Genomic DNA, 18,165 nt, shown 5'->3' with positions numbered 1-18,165 from the left:
CGCGGGCCACCGGCCGCACAATGACCGCATGAACAGCGGCCCGAGGAGACGGCCATGGCGCATACGCATACGGAGCAATTCGCCAGCTTCGCTGACTTCTACCCGTATTACCTGAACGAGCACCAGAACCTGACGTCGCGGCGGCTGCACTTCATCGGCTCGCTCGGCGTGATCGGATGCGTCGCGATGGCGGTCGCGACCGGGCACTGGCTGTGGCTGCCGGCGGCGATCGTCTGCGGCTACGCGTTCGCGTGGGTCGGCCACTTCTTCTTCGAGAAGAACCGCCCGGCCACGTTCCGGCACCCGATATACAGCCTGATGGGCGACTGGGTGATGTTCAAGGACATCTGCACCGGCAAGATCCCGCTGTAGCCCGCCGGGCCCCTGCCGTCAGGCGGGCCGCGGCGGCCGCGCGTGCGGATCGGCCGCACCCGGCGCCTGGCCGGTGCTGCCGGCCGGCTGCCCACCCGCGAGCCGGTGCGCGGCGATCAGCGACGCGAGCGTCACGTCGAACCGGTCGCTCGACAGCACGTCGAGCAGCGCCGCACCCTCGACGTGGCTGCGGCGCCGCTCCAGCTGATAGGTCAGCTCCGTGCGGTCGATCACCAGCACGTCGAACAGTTGCGCGAGCGTCAGCTGCTCCGGGTTCGCGAGCAGGATATAGCGCGGCGTGATCTCGTCGCCGCCGTCGAGCCGCGCGACCCATTCCCGCTCCTCCATCGTCGTCAGCAGCCGCTGCGCGGTTTCCATGTCGCAGCGCAGCATCGTCGCGAGCCGCAGCGCCGTGTAGCCGCGCTTGCCGGCCGCGCGCGCCTCCGCCAGCCGCGCGAGCAGTTCGAGCGCGTCGAGCAGGTCGCTGCCCGGATAGTGGATCCGATGGAACTGGCCGACGCGGATCGCCGGCAGCGCCGACGCGACCATCGCGCCGAGCAGCGCGATGAACCAGCTCAAATACACCCACAGCAGGAACACCGGCAATGCCGCGAACGCGCCATAGACGGCCGTATAGGTCGGAATGCGCCGCACGTAATAGCCGAAGCCGCGCTTCGCGAGTTCGAACGCGATGGCCGCGAACAGCCCGCCGATCACCGCGTCGCGCCATGCGACCGCGCAGTTCGGCAGGTACACGTACAGCAGCGTGAACGCGAGCACCGTCAACGGCAGCGACGCAAGCGCGAGCAGCCACTCGACGATCGATGTCGACGCGCCCGCGCCGGTGAACGCGAGCGATTGCGTGAACAGGTACGACGAAATCGACAGGCTCACGCCGAACAGCAACGGCCCGAGCGTGATCAGCGCCCAGTACGCGAGCACGCGCTGCGCGAACGGCCGCGGCTTGCGCACGCGCCAGATCAGGTTGAACGCCGATTCGATCGTCATCATGGTCATCACCGACGTGACGACGAGCACGATCAGGCCGGCCGTCGTCAGCCCCTTGGCCTTCGACGCGAACTGGTTCAGGTACTTGAAGATCTGGATGTTGAACTGCGCGGGCATCAGGTGATCCGCGAGGAATCCTTGCAGCGAGATCTGGAACGACGCGAACATCGGGAACGCGGTGAACAGCGCGAACGCGACCGTCAGCAGCGGCACGAGCGCCAGCATCGTCGTGAAGGTCAGGCTCCCCGCCACCTGCGGGATGCGGTCCTCGGCGCTGCGCCGGGCCGCGAACTGCGCGAGGCGCTTGATGGTGTCGAGATCGACGCTCAACTTCGGCAAACGGCTTCTCCTTCTCGAGGCTGCGCGCGTCACGGCGCGCCGCCGCCGCGCTGCGCGACGGCTTCAGCCCCTATAATAGCCGCTCGATTCCAGCAGGGGCCGACTGCACCGGGCACGCGCGCGGCCGCACGCGGCTCCGTCGCCCATGAAAGACATTCTCGTCCTCTATTACAGCCGTCACGGCGCCACGCGCGATCTCGCGCTCGCGATCGCGAACGGCATCGACAGCGTGCCGGGCATGCAGGCCCGCATCCGCACCGTGCCGCCCGTGTCGGCCGTCTGCGAAGCCACCGCCTCCGACATCCCGGCCGACGGCCCGCCGTACGCGGAGCTGCGCGATCTCGAGGAATGCGCGGGCCTCGCGCTCGGCTCGCCCACCCGCTTCGGCAACATGGCCGCATCGCTCAAGTATTTCCTCGACGGCACGACGCCGCAATGGCTGTCGGGCGCGCTGACCGGCAAGCCCGCGAGCGTGTTCACGTCGACCGGCAGCCTCCACGGCGGCCAGGAGTCGACACTGCTGTCGATGATGCTGCCGCTGCTGCATCACGGGATGATGATCGTCGGGATCCCGTACACCGAATCCGCCCTCAGCACGACGCGTACCGGCGGCACGCCTTACGGCGCGTCGCACGTCGCGCAGCACGACCGCGCGGCGCCCGGCGGACTGTCGGCGGACGAGAAGGCGCTCGCGGCCGCGCTCGGCGTACGGCTCGCGCGCGCCGCCGCGGCCCTTTCCGCTGCCCAGGCCGCCGAGGCCGCATGAACGCCCCTGCCCGCCCCGCCGTCGCGGCCCGGCCGCGCTACGCGCTGGCCGCCGCCGCGTGTCTCGTCGCACTGATCGCGCTGTCGCTCGCATGGGAGCTGTGGCTCGCGCCGCTGCGCCCCGGCGGCTCCGCGCTGATGCTCAAGGCCGTGCCGCTCGCGCTCGCGCTGCCCGGCGTCTGGCGGCGTAACATCTATACGATGCAGTGGGCGAGCATGCTGATCCTCGTCTATCTTGCCGAAGGCATCGTGCGCGGGATGTCCGATCGCGGGCTGTCCGCGACGCTCGGCTGGTGCGAGACCGCGCTTGCCATCGGCTTCTTCGTGACGGCGCTGGCTTACGTCGCGCCGTTCAAGCGCGCGGCGAAAAAACCGCGCGCCACGTCCTGACCCTTACGCGACAAGGTGATGATGTCCTCCGAAGCTTTCGTTTCCGCGTGCCGCGACGCGATCGGCGCCGACCATGTGCTGACCGACCCGCACGATACCGAACCATTCCTGACCGACTGGCGGCGCCGCTACAAGGGCACGGCGTGCGCGGTGCTGAGGCCCGCGAACACGGCCGAAGTCGCCGCGCTGGTGAAGCTCGCCAACGCGCACGGCGTCGCGCTCGTGCCACAGGGCGGCAACACGGGCCTCGCCGGCGGCGCGACGCCCGACGGGAGCGGCAGCCAGGCCGTGCTGAGCGTCGCGCGCCTGAACCGCGTGCGGGCGCTCGATCCGCACAACAACACGATCACCGTCGAAGCCGGCGTGATCCTCGCCGACGTGCAGGCGCGCGCCCGCGAAGGCGGCCGGCTGTTCGCGCTGAGCCTCGCGGCCGAAGGCAGCTGCACGATCGGCGGCAACCTGTCGACGAATGCGGGCGGCACCGCGGTGCTGCGCTACGGCAACGCGCGCGAGCTGTGCCTCGGGCTCGAGGTCGTGACGCCGCAGGGCGAGATCTGGGACGGGCTGCGCGGCCTGCGCAAGGACAACACCGGCTACGACCTGCGCGACCTGTTCATCGGCGCCGAAGGCACGCTCGGGATCATCACCGCAGCCGTGATGAAGCTCCATCCGCTGCCGGCCGCGCAGGTCACGGCGCTGGCCGCGCTCGAATCGCCGCACGCGGCGCTCGATTTCCTCGCGCTCGCGCAGCGCGCGGCCGGGCCGCTGTTGACCGGCTTCGAGCTGATGTCGGATTTCTGCATGCAGCTGGTCGGCAAGCACTACCCGCAACTGCGTTACCCGTTCGCGCAGACGCATGCGCAAACGGTGCTGCTCGAGCTGTCCGACAACGAAAGCGAAGCGCATGCGCGCGCGCTGTTCGAGAAGCTGATGGAAGAAGCGTTCGAGGCCGGGCTCGTGGTCGACGCGGTGGTCGCGGAGAACCTCGCGCAATCGCGTGCGTTCTGGGACCTGCGCGAGCACATCCCGCTCGCGCAGGCCGACGAAGGGCTCAACATCAAGCACGACATCGCGGTGCCGATCTCGTCGATCGCCCGTTTCATCGACGAGACCGACGCGGCGATCCAGCAGGCCGCGCCGGGCGCGCGCATGGTCACGTTCGGCCACCTCGGCGACGGCAACCTGCACTACAACGTGCAGATGCCCGAAGGCGGCGATCCGAAGGCGTTCCTCGCGGCGTTCCAGGCGCCGATCAACCGGATCGTCTACGACAACGTGCACCGCCACCACGGCACCATCAGCGCGGAGCATGGCATCGGCCAGCTGAAGATCGACGACGCGCAGCGCTACAAGTCGCCGGTCGAAACGACGCTGATGCGCACGCTGAAGACCGCGCTCGACCCGCGCGGCCTGATGAATCCCGGCAAGGTCCTGCGCTGAAGCCGCCCACTCCGGAGCCACGCCCGTGAAAGTCCGCGTCCTGTCCGACCTGCATCTCGAAAACGACCTGCCCGACGCGATCCCGCATGCCGACGCGGATCTCGTCGTGCTGGCCGGCGACATCCACAATCACGCGGAAGGCCTGCGCTGGGCCGCCGAGACGTTCGACCCGGCGGTGCCGGTGATCTACGTGCCCGGCAACCACGAGTATTACGACGGGGAATTCGGCGCGCTGGAGACGGCGATGCGCGACGCGGCGCATGCGCTCGACAACGTGCATTACCTGAACAACGGCGTCTACGTCGATCCCGCCCAACGCTTCCGCGTGCTGGGCACGACGCTCTGGGCCGATTTTTCGCTGTTCGGCCGGGACGAAGCCAGCGTCGCGCGCGCGACCGAGGCCGCGCTGCGCGTGATGCTCGATTTCAAGGGATTGATTCAGGTGACCTGGCCGCACGACGCGGCGGTGCATACGACAGCAGACGCGCCGGAACGGGATTTCGCGCCGGCCGACGCGATCGCCCTGCACCGGCGAGGCCGCGCATGGCTGGAAGCGCAGCTGGCGGCGCCGTTCGCGGGCAAGACGATCGTCGTCACCCATCATGCGCCGCACCGACGCTCGCTGGCGGAACGCTATGCGGAGGATCTGGCTTCTGCGGGATTCGTCACGGACATGGCGGAACTGGTCCGGCCGCCGGTGGATCTGTGGCTGCACGGCCACACGCATACGTCATTCGACTACGTTGCGGACGGCGGCACGCGGGTGGTATGCAATCCGCGCGGCTACTTTCACCGGCGCACCGGCGAATGGGAAAACCCCGCGTTCGCGTGGGACAAGGTCGTCGAGCTCGGCTGAGCGCCGGCCCGGGCGGCCGCCTGGCGCGGCCTTCCCGGCCTGAAGCGTGACGGCGGCGGGATCAGCGGCCGGGGCGGCGCGGCTCGCGCACCCGGACCGGCACGGGCTTCAGCTGCGCCTTCGCCTTCATCGCACGCAACAGGTCGCGGGTCGCCGCCGCGGCGGCAGCCGCGCCCAGCAGGACGCCAAGGCCGATCATCAGGTGCGTATCCATCGCTACTCCGGTGTGGTGTATCTCGTTAATTCCAACAGTATCAAACTGTCTGACACACGTTCGTAAAAAAATGTTGCGTGAAGGACAAATCTCGTCAGATTGCGGCCGACCGCGCCGTCATGTCGCACGCGTGAACTGTTCGAGCGCGGCTTCGTCGGCTTCGAGCGTAAGCGGCACCTCTTCGCGCAGGAAATCGACCCAGGTCCGGATTTTCGCGTCGAGGTACTGGCGCGACGGATACAGCGCGTAGATGTTCATCACGTGCGACCGGTACTCGGGCATCACGCGCACGATGTGTCCGCTGCGCAGCCAGCCGATCGCCGAATAGAGCGGCAGCCCGCCGACGCCCATCCCCTCCCGCACGGCCACCGCGAGCGCCTCGGCGACGTTCACGCGGAACGGCGGCGCCGTGATCGACACGACCTCCTCGCCGTTCGGCCCCGCCAGCGCCCATTCGTCGAAGTGAAAGCCCGGCGCGACCATCCCGAGGCACACGTGCTGCGCGAGATCGGCCGGCCGTTGCGGCACGCCGTGCGACTCGATATAGCCGGGCGACGCGCACACGACGCTGTAGCTCTCGCCGAGCCGTTGCGACACGAGCCCCGAATCCGGCAGATCGCGGCCGACGACGATCGCGACGTCGTACCCCTCGTCGAGCAGGTCGGGCATCCGCTGCGCGAGCGTCAGCTCGACGTGCACGTCCGGATAGCGCGCGCGGTAGCGCGCGATGGCCGGCACCAGGTAGTGCTGGCCGAGGCTCGTGAAGCAATGGACCTTCAGCTTGCCGGACGGGCGCGCATGCGCGTCGCCGGCCTCGGCTTCGGCCTGGTCGACATAAGCCAGGATCTGTTCGCAGCGTTGCAGATAGCGCTCGCCGGCTTCGGTCAGCGCGATCCGGCGCGTCGTGCGGTTCAGGAGACGCGTGCGCAGATGGGCCTCGAGATCCGAGACCGCGCGCGATGCGTAGGCGGTGGTCGAATTCATCTGCTGGGCGGCCGCGGTAAAGCTGCCCGCGTCCACCACGCGGACGAATACCCGCATGTTTTGTAACGTATCCATCCGATTACCCGTGTGAATCCGGAGGGATTGTTGCACAGGGTCCAACAAATATTATCTCAGGATCCGTAAAAATGACTTGCACCGTTGTCCGTTTATTCAGGAATCGCTGAAAAATATAATCGCCTCCGACTCATCTATATCCGAAAGGGAGAAAATCGTGCAGTCTCCGGCGACAAAAGGGACGCTCGCACTGGCGGTTCTTGCAGTCTCATTAATAATGGCCGGTTGCGCGAGCATGGGCGACAACCATACCCAGTCCACTCGCATCGAAGCGAATGCGCTCGACGCCGGCGCGGCCATCCGCGCGGCCGACCGCGACGCGGGCTGGCCCGCCGCCGACTGGTGGCGCGCGTACCGCGACCCGCAGCTCGACGCATGGATCGCAGCGGCCCAGGCCGGCAACCCCACCCTCGCCGCCGCCGAGGCCCGCGTGCGCGAAGCGCAGGCGATGGCCCGCGTCGCCCGTTCGGCCGAGCTGCCGCAGATCAACGGCAACCTGTCGCTGATGCGTCAGCATTGGCCGGACAACGTGTACTACGGCCCGGGGCCGCTCGCCGATACCGACACCTGGAACAATACCGGCACACTCGGCCTGTCGTACCACCTCGATCTGTGGGGCAAGGACAAGAACGCGACCGAGCGTGCGCTCGACACCGCGCATGCGACCGCCGCCGACGCGCGGGCGGCAAAGCTCGAACTCGAAGTCAACGTCGTGCGCGCGTATGTCGGCATGTCGATGAACTACGCGCTGCTCGACCTCGCGCACGAAACGTACGAACGCCAGCGCTCGCTTGCCGATCTCGCGCGCAAGCGGCTGCAGGCCGGCCTCGGCACGCAGCTCGACGTGAGCCAGGCGGAATCGACGCTGCCCGACTACGAGCGGCAGATCGACAGCTATGAGGAAGCGATCCAGCTCGCGCGCCACCAGCTCGCCGCACTGGCCGGCAAGGGCCCGGGCGCGGGCGACGCGATCAAGCGGCCGCAGCTGGCGCTCGATGCGCCGGCCGGCCTGCCGTCGGCGCTGCCGGCCGATCTGCTCGGCCGCCGCCCGGACGTCGTCGCGGCGCGCTGGACGGTCGACGCGCAGGCGCGCGGCATCGACGTCGCGAAGGCGTCGTTCTACCCGAACATCGACCTGCTCGCGACGGTCGGCGGCTTCGGCGTGACCGCGCCGTTCACCGACTTCCTGCGCGCGATGAACGGCGGCTGGACGGCCGGCCCCGCGCTGTCGCTGCCGATCTTCGAAGGCGGCCGGCTGCGTGCGCAGCTCGGCGCCGCGAATGCCGGCTACGACCAGGCGGTCGAGCGCTACAACCAGACGATCGTCGGCGCGCTCAAGGACATCGCCGACCAGGTCGTGCGGATCCGCTCGCTCGATACGCAGAAGAAGGACGCGGCGCGATCGGTGGCGGCCAACAATCGCAGCTATCAACTGTCGCGCGAAGGCTTCCGCCGCGGGCTGACCGATTACGTGAACGTGCTGGTCGCGCAACAGCAACTGCTGCGCGCGCAGGAGACGGCCGCCCGCATCGACGCGGAACGCCTCGCCGCGCACGCGCAGTTGATGGCCGCGCTCGGGGGCGGGGTCGAGACGGGTGCGGACGTGCCGAAAGACGAGACCGCCTCGTCGGCCACGAAGCCCGCGGCAGCCGTCGCCCGGCCCGCGCAGGTCGCAACCGCCGGCGGCGCCGCGGCGCCGGCCGCCGCGCCGGTCGCACGGTAACGCGGAGCGTCGCCATGTCAGCTTCCTCCCCCGCTTCCCCGCGCGTCGACGGCCCGTTCGCGGCCTGGACCGCCGCGTTCGGCGACTGGGCCCGCACCGACGGCGCCGCGTGGCTCTACCTGTTCAAGGCGCTGCTCGCCGCGTTCATCGCGACCGGCGTGTCGATGCGGCTCGACCTGCCCGCGCCGAAAACGGCGATGACGACCGTATTCATCGTGATGCAGCCGCAAAGCGGCGCGGTGCTCGCGAAAAGCTTCTACCGGGTCGCCGGCACGATCTTCGGGCTGATCGCGACGCTCACCTTCGTCGGGCTGTTCCCGCAGCAGCCGGAACTGTTCCTGCTGGCGGTCGCGCTGTGGGTCGCGCTGTGCACGGCCGGTGCCGCGCGCAACCGCAACTTCCGCAGCTACGGCTTCCTGCTGGCCGGCTACACGACCGCACTGATCGGGCTGCCCGCGTCGCAGCACCCGGACGGCGCGTTCATGAGCGCGATGACGCGCGTGGCCGAAATCATGGTCGGAATCGTGTCGGCCGGCGTGGTCAGCGCACTCGTGTTTCCGCGGACCACCGGCGAGCAGATGCGCACGACGGTGCGCAAGCGTTTCGGCAGCTTCGTCGACTACGTCGCGGCGGCGCTGTCGGGCAAGCTCGACCGCGCGCATATCGAAACCATCCATACGCGCTTCGTCGCGGACGTGGTCGGGTTCGAGGCCGCGCGCAGCATGGCCGTGTTCGAGGATCCGGACACGCGGATGCGCAGCGGCCGCCTCGCGCGGCTGAACAGCGAGTTCATGAGCGCGTCGAGCCGCTTCCATGCGCTGCATCAGTTGATGAACCGGCTGCATGCGGCCGGCGCGCAGGCCGCGATCGACGCGATCGAGCCGTACTTCCGCGAGATCGCGCCGCTGCTGCTGACGCCCGCCGGCGAACCGGTGCGCACGTCGGCCGACGCCGGCCACGCGGCCGCGCAACTGCTCGCATGGCGCGACGCGCTGCCGCGCCGCATCCGCGCGACGCGCGCGGCGCTCGAAACGCAGCCGGACTTTCCGCTGCTCGACTTCGACACGGCCGCCGAACTGCTGTACCGCTTCATCACCGACCTGCACGAGTACGCGGCCACCTACGCGTCGCTGTCGAGCGCGACGCACGAGCGCGAACGCTGGATCGAGCGCTACGAGCCGCGCACCAATGCGACGGCGATGGTGATCGCGGCGATCCGCACGGCAAGCGTGATCCTGCTGCTCGGCTGGTTCTGGATCGAGACCGCGTGGCCGAGCGGCGTGACGATGACGCTGACGGCGGCGGCCACCTGCGCGCTCGCGTCGTCGACGCCGCGCCCGACCGCGATGTCGGCGCAGATGGGCATGGGCACCGCGCTCGCCGTCTGCACGGGCTTCCTGCTGACGTTCGGCATCTATCCGCACATCGACGGCTTCCCGCTGCTGTGCGTCGCGCTCGCGCCGCTGCTCGCGATCGGCATCTTCATGACGCTGAAGCCGAAGCTCGCCGGCTACGGGATGGGCTACCTGATCTTCTTCAGCTTCCTCGCCGGCCCGGACAACATCACGCACTACGATCCGACCGGCTTCATGAACGATTCGCTCGCGCTCGTGCTGGCGATGCTGGCGTCGGCGATCGCGTTCGCGGTGCTGTTCCCGCCCACCGCGCCGTGGCACAAGAAGCGGCTGTTCGCCGACCTGCGCCACCAGGTGGTCGCGGCCGGCCACGCGCGGCTCGCGGGCCTGCGCACGCGCTTCGAAAGCGGCGCGCGCGACCTGATGTACCAGGCGCACACGCTGTCGGCCGACCAGCCCGACGTGCAGCGCGACGCGCTGCGCTGGATGTTCGCGGTGCTCGAAGCCGGCAACGCGACGATCGACCTGCGCCAGGAGCTCGCGACGCTGCCGTCCGACCCGCGCTATGCGCCCGCGATGCCGTGGCGACGCGCGATCGAGGCGATGCGCACCGCGCTGTCGGCGCTGTTCTCGAAGCCGAGCGCCGCGCGTTTCGACGCGACGCTCGCCGCGACCAACGCGGCGATCGACGCGACCCGGCAGACGCTCGATGCGGTCGAGCCGTCGCGCGAAGAGCGCCACCGGCTGCAGCGCATCCTGAGCCATCTGCATTTCGTGCGGACCGCGCTGCTCGACCCGGAATCGCCGCTCGAGCCGCTCAACCGCGACCACCCCGTGCGTCCCCAACCAGGAGCCTCGTCATGATGCCGCGTGAAATCGCCATTCTCGATGCCTACATGCCGACGGTGGTGCTGATGTTCGTCCTCGGCGCGATCGCGACCTGGGCCGTCGACCGCCTGCTCGCCTATACCGGCCTCTACCGTCTCGTCTGGCACCCGTCGCTGTTCCGGGCCTGCCTTCTCGTCTGCATTTGCGGCGGACTGAGTCTTGCCGTTTACCGTTGATTCCGAACCATCATGATGCTCAGAAAACTCTTCGGCTTCGTCGCGACCGCCGTCATCCTTCTCGTCGCGATCCTGATCGGGCGCTCGCTGTGGGTGCACTACATGGACGATCCGTGGACGCGCGACGGACGCGTGCGCGCCGAAATCGTCAACGTCGCGCCGGACGTGTCGGGCGCGATCGTCGAGTTGCCGGTGCATGACAACCAGCTCGTGAAGAAAGGCGACCTGATCATGCAGATCGACCCGTCGCACTACCGGATCGCGGTCGAGCAGGCGCAGGCGGCCGTGGCCGCCCGCCGCGCGGAACTGCAGATGCGCCGCGACGATGCGGCCCGCCGCGCAGATCTCGATGCGCTCGTCGTGTCGAAGGAAAACCGCGAGAACGCGGCGCACAGCGCGTCGAGCGCCGATGCGCAATACCAGCAGGCGCTCGCCGCGCTCGACGCCGCGAAGCTCAACCTCGAACGCACGCGCGTCGTCGCGCCGGTCGACGGCTACATCACGAACCTGCAGACGTTCAAGGGCAACTATGCGGTGGCCGGCCAGGCGAAGCTCGCGATCGTCGACAGCCACTCGTTCTGGGTCTACGGCTACTTCGAGGAAACCAAGCTGCCGCGCGTGAAGATCGGCGCGCCGGCCGAAATGCGGCTGATGAGCGGCGGCGTGATGAAGGGCCATGTGGAAAGCATCTCGCGCGGCATCTACGATCGCGACAACCCGCAAAGCCGCGACCTCGTCGCGGACGTGAACCCGACCTTCAACTGGGTGCGCCTCGCGCAGCGCGTGCCGGTGCGCATCCGGATCGACGAAGTGCCGGCCGACGTGGTGCTGTCGGCGGGCACGACCTGCACGGTCATCATCGATCCGGACAAGCAGAAGAAATCGTAAGCGCCAGGGCGCGCCGCACGCTCAGTGTGCGATGCGGAAACGCCCGACCAGCGCCTTCAGCGCCTGAGCCTGCTCGTCGAGCGCGTTCGCGGCAGCGGCCGCCTGTTCGACGAGCGCCGCGTTCTGCTGGGTGCCGGCATCCATCTGCGTGACCGCGCGGCCGATCTCGTCGATCCCCGCGCTCTGCTCGTCCGACGCCGCCGAAATCTCGCCGATGATGTCGGTCACGCGCTTGACCGCGCGCACCACGTCGCCCATCGTGCGGCCCGCGTCGTGCGCGAGCGCCGCGCCGTTGGCCACGCGCTCGACCGACGCGCCGATCAGCTCCCGAATCTCCTTGGCCGCGGTCGCCGAGCGTTGCGCGAGCAGCCGCACCTCTCCGGCGACCACCGAGAAACCGCGCCCCTGTTCGCCGGCGCGCGCGGCCTCGACCGCCGCGTTCAACGCGAGAATGTTGGTCTGGAATGCGATCCCTTCGATCGTGCCGATGATGTCGCGAATGTTCTTCGCGCTGTCGTCGATCTCGCTCATCGTCGCGACCACGCGCCCGACGACCTCCCCGCCCGTCTCCGCCACCGCCGACGCATTGGCCGCGAGCGTGCTCGCCTGCCGCGCGTTCTCGGCGTTCTGCCGCACGGTCGACGTGAGCTGCTCCATGCTGGCCGCGGTGCGCTCGAGCGCGACGGCCTGCTGCTCGGTGCGGCGTGACAGGTCGAGGTTGCCGGTCGAGATTTCGCCGGACGCGGCCGCGATGGCCTCGGCGCTCACGGCGATCTCGCCGACGGTCGCCGCGAGCCCCGTCTGCATCTCGGCCAGCGCGCGCACCATGCTGCCGCGGTCGTGGCGGCCGAGCGCGATCGGCCGCGTCAGGTCGCCGCGCGCGATGTCCGCGGCAATCTCCTTCGCGAGCGCGGGCTCGCCGCCGAGCTGCGACGCGAGGCGCCGCACGACGCGCTCGGCGATCACGACGGCCAGCACGATCAAGGCGGCCGTCATCGCCGCGATCATCGCGAACGAAGACGAAAAAATGGTCGCGGACGCATCGAGCGTCGCCTTCGACTTCTCGCCGCGCGTCTTCACGAGTTCGGCGACGAGTTTTTCGAGCTTGCCGGTTTCGACCAGCAGCGACACGTCCTGCGTGCCGACCTGCCAGTTCATCTGGGACAGGTCGAGCGGCTGCGCGCGCACCAGCGTGACGAAATCGCGCAGATGCGTGCTCCACGTGCCGACCGCCGTCGAGAACGCGTGCAGCCGCGCCGAATCGCCGGTATCGGCCGGATCCGCATAGCGCTGCAGCGTGCCGAGCGCCTGGCCGATCGACGCGAGCCCCGCGCTCACCTCGGCGCCGAGTTCGTCGCGCTCCTTCGCGGTGGTCGCGGTCAGCAGCATCTTCTGCGCGCGGCTCGCGCGCAGTACCTCGGCGCGGACTTCCGCCGCCGCCCGGCTCGCGACGTGACCCTGCTCGTAGACCGACGCGATCGACGCGTTCAGCCGGCTGATCTGCCACAGCGAAAACACGCCGATCGCGAGCGTGCCGGCCAGCAGGATCGCGAATGCGGCGCGCAACGTCGCCTTGACGGTCCACGACCGGCGCTCGCGACGCGCCGCGCGCGCACGCCGTGCGACACGACCGGCGGCGACGTCGGGTGCGGCGGGCGCCGCACCGGGCTGTGGATGCAAAGATGCTGCTTTCATCGAACTATCCCCGTATGGATCACGCTGCCGGAAAGGTCGGTCCCGGCGGTCCCGCGATGGCAGGCCATGCCGCGCGTCCAGCGCCCGCCCGGCGGGTAGCCGGTGCCAGGCGCGGCGCGCGTGTTGTCATTGGGTCGTTCTACGGCCGCCACCGCCGTTTCTTGAGTCCGGAAAAACACCCACCGGGCCCCGGGCGCGGCCTCGCTGAAGGGTGGACGCGCCGCCAGCGGTTATACCCGTCCAAAAAAGCACGCAGCGGCCGATCCGTCCGACGAATGTCCGATTCGCGATAAAACTTGGCCTGACATTCGTGACACGCCACATTACACTTCTTTGACGCATCAACGAATCAATCACGCGCCGATCCCCAACAGAGCGCGCCAGCCACCTCAACTCGTTCAGCTCACATGGAAACCAGCCTCGACTCCGGCGCCGGCGCAGCCGTCGCCCAGCCGTCCGCACCGCCCGTTGCCCGCACCGTCTACCCGGTACTCGGCGCGATCAGCTTCTCGCACATGCTCAACGACATGATCCAGTCGTTGATCCTCGCGATCTACCCGATGCTCAAGAGCCAGTTCGCGCTGTCGTTCGCGCAGATCGGCCTGATCACGCTCACTTACCAGATCACCGCGTCGCTGCTGCAGCCGCTCATCGGCCTCTATACCGACAAGCGTCCGAAGCCGTATTCGCTGCCGGTCGGCATGGGCTTCACGCTCGCGGGGCTGCTGCTGATGTCGATCGCGTCGAATTTCCCGATGCTGCTGGTGGCCGCGGCGCTCGTCGGCTGCGGCTCGTCGGTGTTCCATCCCGAATCGTCGCGAGTCGCGCGGATGGCGTCGGGCGGCCAGCACGGGCTCGCGCAGTCGGTGTTCCAGGTCGGCGGCAACGCAGGCTCCGCGCTCGGGCCGCTGCTCGCCGCGCTCGTGATCATTCCGCACGGCCAGCACAGCATCGCGTGGTTCTCCGCGGCCGCGCTCGTCGCGATGATCGTGCTCACGCAGATCGGCCACTGGTACAAGAAGCATCCGTCGATGAAGAAGAAGGCCGCACCGGCCGGCCACCCGACGCTGTCGCGCGGCCGCGTGATGGGCGCGATCGGCGTGCTGGTGCTGCTCGTGTTCTCGAAATACTTCTACCTCGCGAGCATCAACAGCTATTTCACGTTCTACCTGATCGACAAGTTCCACCTGTCGGTGCAGGCCGCGCAGATCCACCTGTTCGTGTTCCTCGCGGCGGTCGCCGCCGGCACGCTGATCGGCGGGCCCGTCGGCGACCGGATCGGCCGCAAGTACGTGATCTGGGTGTCGATCCTCGGCGTCGCGCCGTTCACGATGCTGCTGCCGTACGCGAACCTGTTCTGGACCAGCGTGCTGACCGTGATCATCGGCGTCGTGCTGGCATCGGCGTTCGCCGCGATCCTCGTCTATGCGACGGAGCTGATGCCCGGCAAGGTCGGGATGGTCGCGGGCCTGTTCTTCGGCTTCGCATTCGGGCTGGGCGGTGTCGGCGCGGCCGTGCTCGGCCAGCTCGCGGACGCGACGAGCATTCCGTTCGTCTACAAGGTGTGCTCGTTCCTGCCGCTGATCGGCGTGCTGACGGTATTCCTGCCGAACCTCGAAGGCAGCGGGCGCAAAAAGGCGTGACGAACGACAGGCCGCGGCGTGCGCGCCGCGGCCTGTCGTCTGGTTCGTCTGGTTCGAATGGGGAATAGCTCGACGGCGGCTCTTCAGGCCGCCGTCGTCGCATGCAGCGTCAGGAAACGCTTGAGGATGCCCGACGAATAGCTGCTCGCGATCGCCGACAGGAAGTGCGAGAACGACTGCGTCGCGTGATCGTCGGCCGTATCGGAGATCGTGCGCACGAGCGCGAACGGCACGTCGTGTTCGGCGCACACCTGCGCGATTGCGGCGCCTTCCATTTCGACCGCGAGCGCGTCCGGCAGCGCGTCGCGCAGCGCGACGACTTCGCGCTCGCTCGACACGAAGCGGTCGCCGCTGATGACGAGCCCCGCGTGCAGCGCCGCGCCGGCGAGCCCGAAACGCTCGGCGAACCGCGCGGCCTCTTCCTCGACGAACAGCGTGCACGCAGCCCGCAAGCGGGCCGTCAACGCGGCGTCGGTCGCGAAACGCGTGATGCCGAGCAGCGGCACTTCGTAGCGCGGAAAGAGCGGCGATGCGTCGAGATCGTGCTGCAGCAGCGTATCGGCCACGACGACGTCGCCGACCCGCACCGTGCGCGACACGCCGCCCGCGACGCCGGTAAACACCACGCCCGATACGCCGAACACGTGGATCAGCGCGCTGACCGTCGCGGCGGCCGCGACCTTGCCGACCCGCGCGAGCGTGACGACGCAGGCCGCGCCGTGCACGGTGCCGACGTGATAGTCGCGGCGCCCGAGCGTGACCGTCTTCATCGCGCCGTCGGCGCGCATCGCGGCGATCAGGTCGCCGAGTTCCTCCGGCAGCGCGGCCAGAATGCCGAGCGGACGCGCCGCGGGCGCCGCGACCACGTCGATGTCCATCATTCCACCGCCTGCAGTTTCGCGACCGCGAGCGCGAGCCATTTCTCGCCGTGGCGCTTGAACTTCACCTGCGCCTTCGCGTCGGTGCCGTTGCCTTCGAGCGCGGTGACCGTGCCTTCGCCGAACTTGGTATGGAACACCTGCTGGCCGACCCGGAAGCCAGTGTCGGCCGCGCGCTGCTTGTCCGCGAACGCGGGCAGCGGCGCGGACACGGCCGCATCGACGATCTGCTCTCGGCTGCCGCCGCCCGGCCGCGCGAACCAGTCGCGCCCGTAGCCGGCGTTGTCCGAACGTCCGCCCCAGCGCGACCCGGCCTCGACCTTCGGCGTGAGCCACTTCAGCACATGCTCCGGCAGCTCGTCGAAGAAGCGCGAGCGCACGTTGTAGCGGGTCTGGCCGTGCAGCATCCGGCTTTGCGCGAACGACAGGTAGAGCCGCTCCTTCGCGCGCGTGATCGCGACGTACATCAGCCGGCGCTCTTCCTCGAGGCCGTCCGATTCGAGCACGCTGTTCTCGTGCGGGAACAGCCCCTCCTCGAGCCCGGTGATGAATACGGCCGAGAACTCGAGGCCCTTCGCCGCGTGCACGGTCATCAGCTGCACCGCGTCCTGGCCAGCCTGCGCCTGGTTGTCGCCGGCCTCCAGCGACGCGTGCGACAGGAAACCGGCGAGCGGCGTCATCGTGTCGGGGTTCTGGGCGGGATCGGCGGGCGATGCCGGATCGAGCACGTCGACCGCGGGATCGTCGGTCGCGGCGCCGAGCTCGGGCGCGGCGATCGCGCCCGCGCGCAGCGGGATCGAGCGGGCCGGCGTGTCGAGCCCGTAGCCTTCCTCGGCGATGAACGCGGTGGCCGCGTTCACGAGTTCCTGCAGGTTTTCGAGACGATCCTGGCCTTCGCGCTCGCCCTGGTAGAAATCGGCGAGGCCGCTCGCGCGCACGATGTGCTCGACGGTGTCGGGCAGGTTCATGTGCTGCGTGTCGGCGCGCATCTTCGCGATCAGGTTCGCGAACCCGCCGAGGCTCGTGCCGGCCTTGCCGGTCACGTACGGAATCGCCGCGGCCATCGAGCATCCGTACAGGCGCGCGGCGTCGGCCAACTGCTCGACCGAGCGCGCGCCGATCCCGCGGGTCGGGAAGTTCACGACGCGCGCGAATGCCGTGTCGTCGTTCGGGTTGTCGATCAGGCGCAGGTATGCGAGCGCATGCTTCACTTCCTGCCGCTCGAAAAAGCGCAGGCCGCCGTACACGCGGTACGGAATGCCCGACGACATCAGCGTGTGCTCGATCGAGCGAGACTGCGCGTTGCTGCGGTACAGAACGGCCACTTCGCTGCGCGCCATGCCGGTATTGATCAGCGAGCGGATCTCCTCGACGATCCAGCCGGCTTCCTGCGAATCGGTGCTGGCTTCGTACACGCGCACGGGCTCGCCGTGACCGGCATCGGTACGCAGGTTCTTGCCGAGACGGTGCGCGTTGTTCGAGATCAGCTGGTTCGCCGCGTCGAGGATGTTGCCGTGCGAACGGTAGTTCTGCTCGAGCTTGATCAGGTTGCGCACGCGGAATTCGTCTTCGAAGTCGCGCATGTTGCCGACGTTCGCGCCGCGGAACGCGTAGATCGACTGATCGTCGTCGCCGACCGCGAAAATCGCGTTTTCGCCGCCCGCGAGCATCTTGAGCCACGCGTACTGCAGCTTGTTCGTGTCCTGGAACTCGTCGACGAGGATGTGCCGGAAGCGCGCCTGGTAGTGCGCGCGCAGCGGCGCGTTGTACGCGAGCAATTCGTAGCAGCGCAGCAGCAGCTCGGGAAAATCGACGACGCCTTCGCGCTGGCACTGCTGGTCGTACGCCTGGTACAGCTCGACGAACTTGCGGTTGAAGTTGTCGGTCGCGTCGACCTTGTCCGGGCGCAGCCCCTGCTCCTTCGCGTTGTTGATGAAGTACTGGACGTTCTTCGGCGGGTACTTTTCGTCGTCGACGTTCGCCGCCTTCATCAGTCGCTTGATCGCGGACAGCTGGTCGGCCGTATCGAGGATCTGGAAGGTCTGCGGCAGGCCCGCGTCGCGCCAATGCGTGCGCAGCATCCGGTTGCACAGGCCGTGGAACGTGCCGATCCACATTCCGCGCGTGTCGATCGGCATCATCGCCGACAGGCGCGCCATCATTTCGCGCGCGGCCTTGTTCGTGAAGGTGACGGCGAGCACGGTGGGCGGCGATGCATAGCCCTGCTGGATCAGCCACGCGATGCGCGTGATCAGCACGCGGGTCTTGCCGCTGCCCGCCCCTGCGAGGATCAGCGCCGGTTCGTTCGGCAACGTGACGGCGGCGAGTTGTTCGGGGTTCAGATTGGCGAGCAGGTCGGGCATGGAGCGGCGGCTAACGGGCGAGAAAAATGCGGACCCGACATTATAAGTCGGCTGCGTGCGATCCCGTGGCCGATCAATGCGGCATCGGGGCCCGACGAGGCCGCTTCCTCCAC

General features: G+C 68.7%; 16 protein-coding genes. 10 read left to right on the top strand and 6 right to left on the bottom strand.

Annotation, left to right across the window (positions count from 1 at the left end):
- Positions 1 to 54: 54 nt before the first annotated feature.
- Positions 55 to 372, top strand: coding sequence for an Mpo1-like protein (locus tag CFB81_RS07050; RefSeq protein ID WP_069621339.1), 318 nt, complete (start codon positions 55 to 57; stop codon positions 370 to 372).
- An 18-nt stretch (positions 373 to 390) separates the two neighbouring features.
- Here the strand turns inward: CFB81_RS07050 and CFB81_RS07045 are convergent, their stop codons facing one another.
- Complete coding sequence (locus tag CFB81_RS07045; RefSeq protein ID WP_069621338.1) at positions 391 to 1,719, bottom strand: YihY family inner membrane protein; 1,329 nt, start codon at positions 1,717 to 1,719, stop codon at positions 391 to 393.
- A gap of 145 nt (positions 1,720 to 1,864) precedes the next feature.
- On the opposite strand from CFB81_RS07045, the gene wrbA reads away from it, so the two are divergent.
- Genes wrbA through CFB81_RS07025 form a run of 4 tightly spaced genes read left to right on the top strand, consistent with a single transcriptional unit; the run spans position 1,865 to position 5,170 of the window.
- Positions 1,865 to 2,485, top strand: coding sequence for an NAD(P)H:quinone oxidoreductase (gene wrbA, locus CFB81_RS07040; RefSeq protein WP_069621337.1), 621 nt, complete (start codon positions 1,865 to 1,867; stop codon positions 2,483 to 2,485).
- On the top strand, positions 2,482 to 2,874 hold the full coding sequence (locus CFB81_RS07035) for a DUF2069 domain-containing protein (protein ID WP_089434921.1): 393 nt from the start codon (positions 2,482 to 2,484) through the stop codon (positions 2,872 to 2,874). The genes wrbA and CFB81_RS07035 overlap by 4 nt, the downstream gene beginning before the upstream one ends.
- An 18-nt stretch (positions 2,875 to 2,892) precedes the next feature.
- A complete protein-coding gene (locus tag CFB81_RS07030) occupies positions 2,893 to 4,314 on the top strand; it encodes an FAD-binding oxidoreductase (protein WP_089434920.1) in 1,422 nt (473 codons plus the stop codon).
- 25 nt (positions 4,315 to 4,339) lie between these two features.
- Positions 4,340 to 5,170, top strand: a complete 831-nt coding sequence (locus tag CFB81_RS07025; protein ID WP_069621334.1) for a metallophosphoesterase — start codon at positions 4,340 to 4,342, stop codon at positions 5,168 to 5,170.
- Between the two features lie 61 nt (positions 5,171 to 5,231).
- Here CFB81_RS07025 and CFB81_RS36050 read toward each other — a convergent pair whose 3' ends face one another.
- On the bottom strand, positions 5,232 to 5,384 hold the full coding sequence (locus CFB81_RS36050) for a hypothetical protein (RefSeq protein ID WP_162838134.1): 153 nt from the start codon (positions 5,382 to 5,384) through the stop codon (positions 5,232 to 5,234).
- Between the two features lie 117 nt (positions 5,385 to 5,501).
- Positions 5,502 to 6,443 (bottom strand): LysR family transcriptional regulator, encoded by a 942-nt coding sequence (locus CFB81_RS07020; protein ID WP_089434919.1) that lies wholly within the window; start codon positions 6,441 to 6,443, stop codon positions 5,502 to 5,504.
- Positions 6,444 to 6,600: 157 nt separating this feature from the next.
- Between CFB81_RS07020 and CFB81_RS07015 the strand changes: the two genes are divergently transcribed.
- The 4 genes from CFB81_RS07015 to CFB81_RS07000 are packed head-to-tail and all read left to right on the top strand — an operon-like array spanning position 6,601 to position 11,473.
- On the top strand, positions 6,601 to 8,166 hold the full coding sequence (locus CFB81_RS07015; protein ID WP_089434918.1) for an efflux transporter outer membrane subunit: 1,566 nt from the start codon (positions 6,601 to 6,603) through the stop codon (positions 8,164 to 8,166).
- A gap of 14 nt (positions 8,167 to 8,180) precedes the next feature.
- Complete coding sequence (locus tag CFB81_RS07010; RefSeq protein WP_069621331.1) at positions 8,181 to 10,385, top strand: FUSC family protein; 2,205 nt, start codon at positions 8,181 to 8,183, stop codon at positions 10,383 to 10,385.
- A complete protein-coding gene (locus CFB81_RS07005; RefSeq protein ID WP_006476212.1) occupies positions 10,382 to 10,585 on the top strand; it encodes a DUF1656 domain-containing protein in 204 nt (67 codons plus the stop codon). The genes CFB81_RS07010 and CFB81_RS07005 overlap by 4 nt, the downstream gene beginning before the upstream one ends.
- A gap of 12 nt (positions 10,586 to 10,597) precedes the next feature.
- Entirely contained in the window at positions 10,598 to 11,473 is an 876-nt protein-coding gene (locus CFB81_RS07000; RefSeq protein ID WP_069621330.1) for an HlyD family secretion protein, read from the top strand.
- Between the two features lie 21 nt (positions 11,474 to 11,494).
- Here CFB81_RS07000 and CFB81_RS06995 read toward each other — a convergent pair whose 3' ends face one another.
- Complete coding sequence (locus CFB81_RS06995) at positions 11,495 to 13,168, bottom strand: methyl-accepting chemotaxis protein (protein WP_089434917.1); 1,674 nt, start codon at positions 13,166 to 13,168, stop codon at positions 11,495 to 11,497.
- 407 nt (positions 13,169 to 13,575) lie between these two features.
- Between CFB81_RS06995 and CFB81_RS06990 the strand changes: the two genes are divergently transcribed.
- Positions 13,576 to 14,811 (top strand): MFS transporter, encoded by a 1,236-nt coding sequence (locus tag CFB81_RS06990; RefSeq protein WP_069621328.1) that lies wholly within the window; start codon positions 13,576 to 13,578, stop codon positions 14,809 to 14,811.
- An 83-nt stretch (positions 14,812 to 14,894) separates the two neighbouring features.
- Here CFB81_RS06990 and CFB81_RS06985 read toward each other — a convergent pair whose 3' ends face one another.
- Positions 14,895 to 15,692 carry a 5'-methylthioadenosine/adenosylhomocysteine nucleosidase gene (locus tag CFB81_RS06985; protein ID WP_089434916.1) on the bottom strand — a complete coding sequence of 266 codons (798 nt, stop codon included), beginning with the start codon at positions 15,690 to 15,692 and terminating at the stop codon, positions 14,895 to 14,897.
- Positions 15,689 to 18,052, bottom strand: coding sequence for a UvrD-helicase domain-containing protein (locus CFB81_RS06980; RefSeq protein ID WP_089434915.1), 2,364 nt, complete (start codon positions 18,050 to 18,052; stop codon positions 15,689 to 15,691). Before CFB81_RS06980 ends, CFB81_RS06985 begins: the two co-directional genes overlap by 4 nt.
- Positions 18,053 to 18,165 lie beyond the last annotated feature (113 nt).

The organism is Burkholderia sp. AU28863, assembly GCF_002223195.1.
Lineage (GTDB): Bacteria > Pseudomonadota > Gammaproteobacteria > Burkholderiales > Burkholderiaceae > Burkholderia > Burkholderia sola.
This window is presented reverse-complemented; position numbering and strand designations above follow the sequence as displayed.

What these genes read in the sequence shown, in the direction of transcription:
- CFB81_RS07050 (WP_069621339.1), top strand. Translation starts at nt 55, where the DNA reads ATGGCGCATACGCATACGGAGCAATTCGCCAGCTTCGCTGACTTCTAC.
- wrbA (WP_069621337.1), top strand. Translation starts at nt 1,865, where the DNA reads ATGAAAGACATTCTCGTCCTCTATTACAGCCGTCACGGCGCCACGCGC.
- CFB81_RS07035 (WP_089434921.1), top strand. Translation starts at nt 2,482, where the DNA reads ATGAACGCCCCTGCCCGCCCCGCCGTCGCGGCCCGGCCGCGCTACGCG.
- CFB81_RS07030 (WP_089434920.1), top strand. Translation starts at nt 2,893, where the DNA reads ATGATGTCCTCCGAAGCTTTCGTTTCCGCGTGCCGCGACGCGATCGGC.
- CFB81_RS36050 (WP_162838134.1), bottom strand. Translation starts at nt 5,384, where the DNA reads ATGGATACGCACCTGATGATCGGCCTTGGCGTCCTGCTGGGCGCGGCT.
- CFB81_RS07020 (WP_089434919.1), bottom strand. Translation starts at nt 6,443, where the DNA reads ATGGATACGTTACAAAACATGCGGGTATTCGTCCGCGTGGTGGACGCG.
- CFB81_RS07010 (WP_069621331.1), top strand. Translation starts at nt 8,181, where the DNA reads ATGTCAGCTTCCTCCCCCGCTTCCCCGCGCGTCGACGGCCCGTTCGCG.
- CFB81_RS07005 (WP_006476212.1), top strand. Translation starts at nt 10,382, where the DNA reads ATGATGCCGCGTGAAATCGCCATTCTCGATGCCTACATGCCGACGGTG.
- CFB81_RS07000 (WP_069621330.1), top strand. Translation starts at nt 10,598, where the DNA reads ATGATGCTCAGAAAACTCTTCGGCTTCGTCGCGACCGCCGTCATCCTT.
- CFB81_RS06995 (WP_089434917.1), bottom strand. Translation starts at nt 13,168, where the DNA reads ATGAAAGCAGCATCTTTGCATCCACAGCCCGGTGCGGCGCCCGCCGCA.
- CFB81_RS06990 (WP_069621328.1), top strand. Translation starts at nt 13,576, where the DNA reads ATGGAAACCAGCCTCGACTCCGGCGCCGGCGCAGCCGTCGCCCAGCCG.
- CFB81_RS06985 (WP_089434916.1), bottom strand. Translation starts at nt 15,692, where the DNA reads ATGATGGACATCGACGTGGTCGCGGCGCCCGCGGCGCGTCCGCTCGGC.
- CFB81_RS06980 (WP_089434915.1), bottom strand. Translation starts at nt 18,052, where the DNA reads ATGCCCGACCTGCTCGCCAATCTGAACCCCGAACAACTCGCCGCCGTC.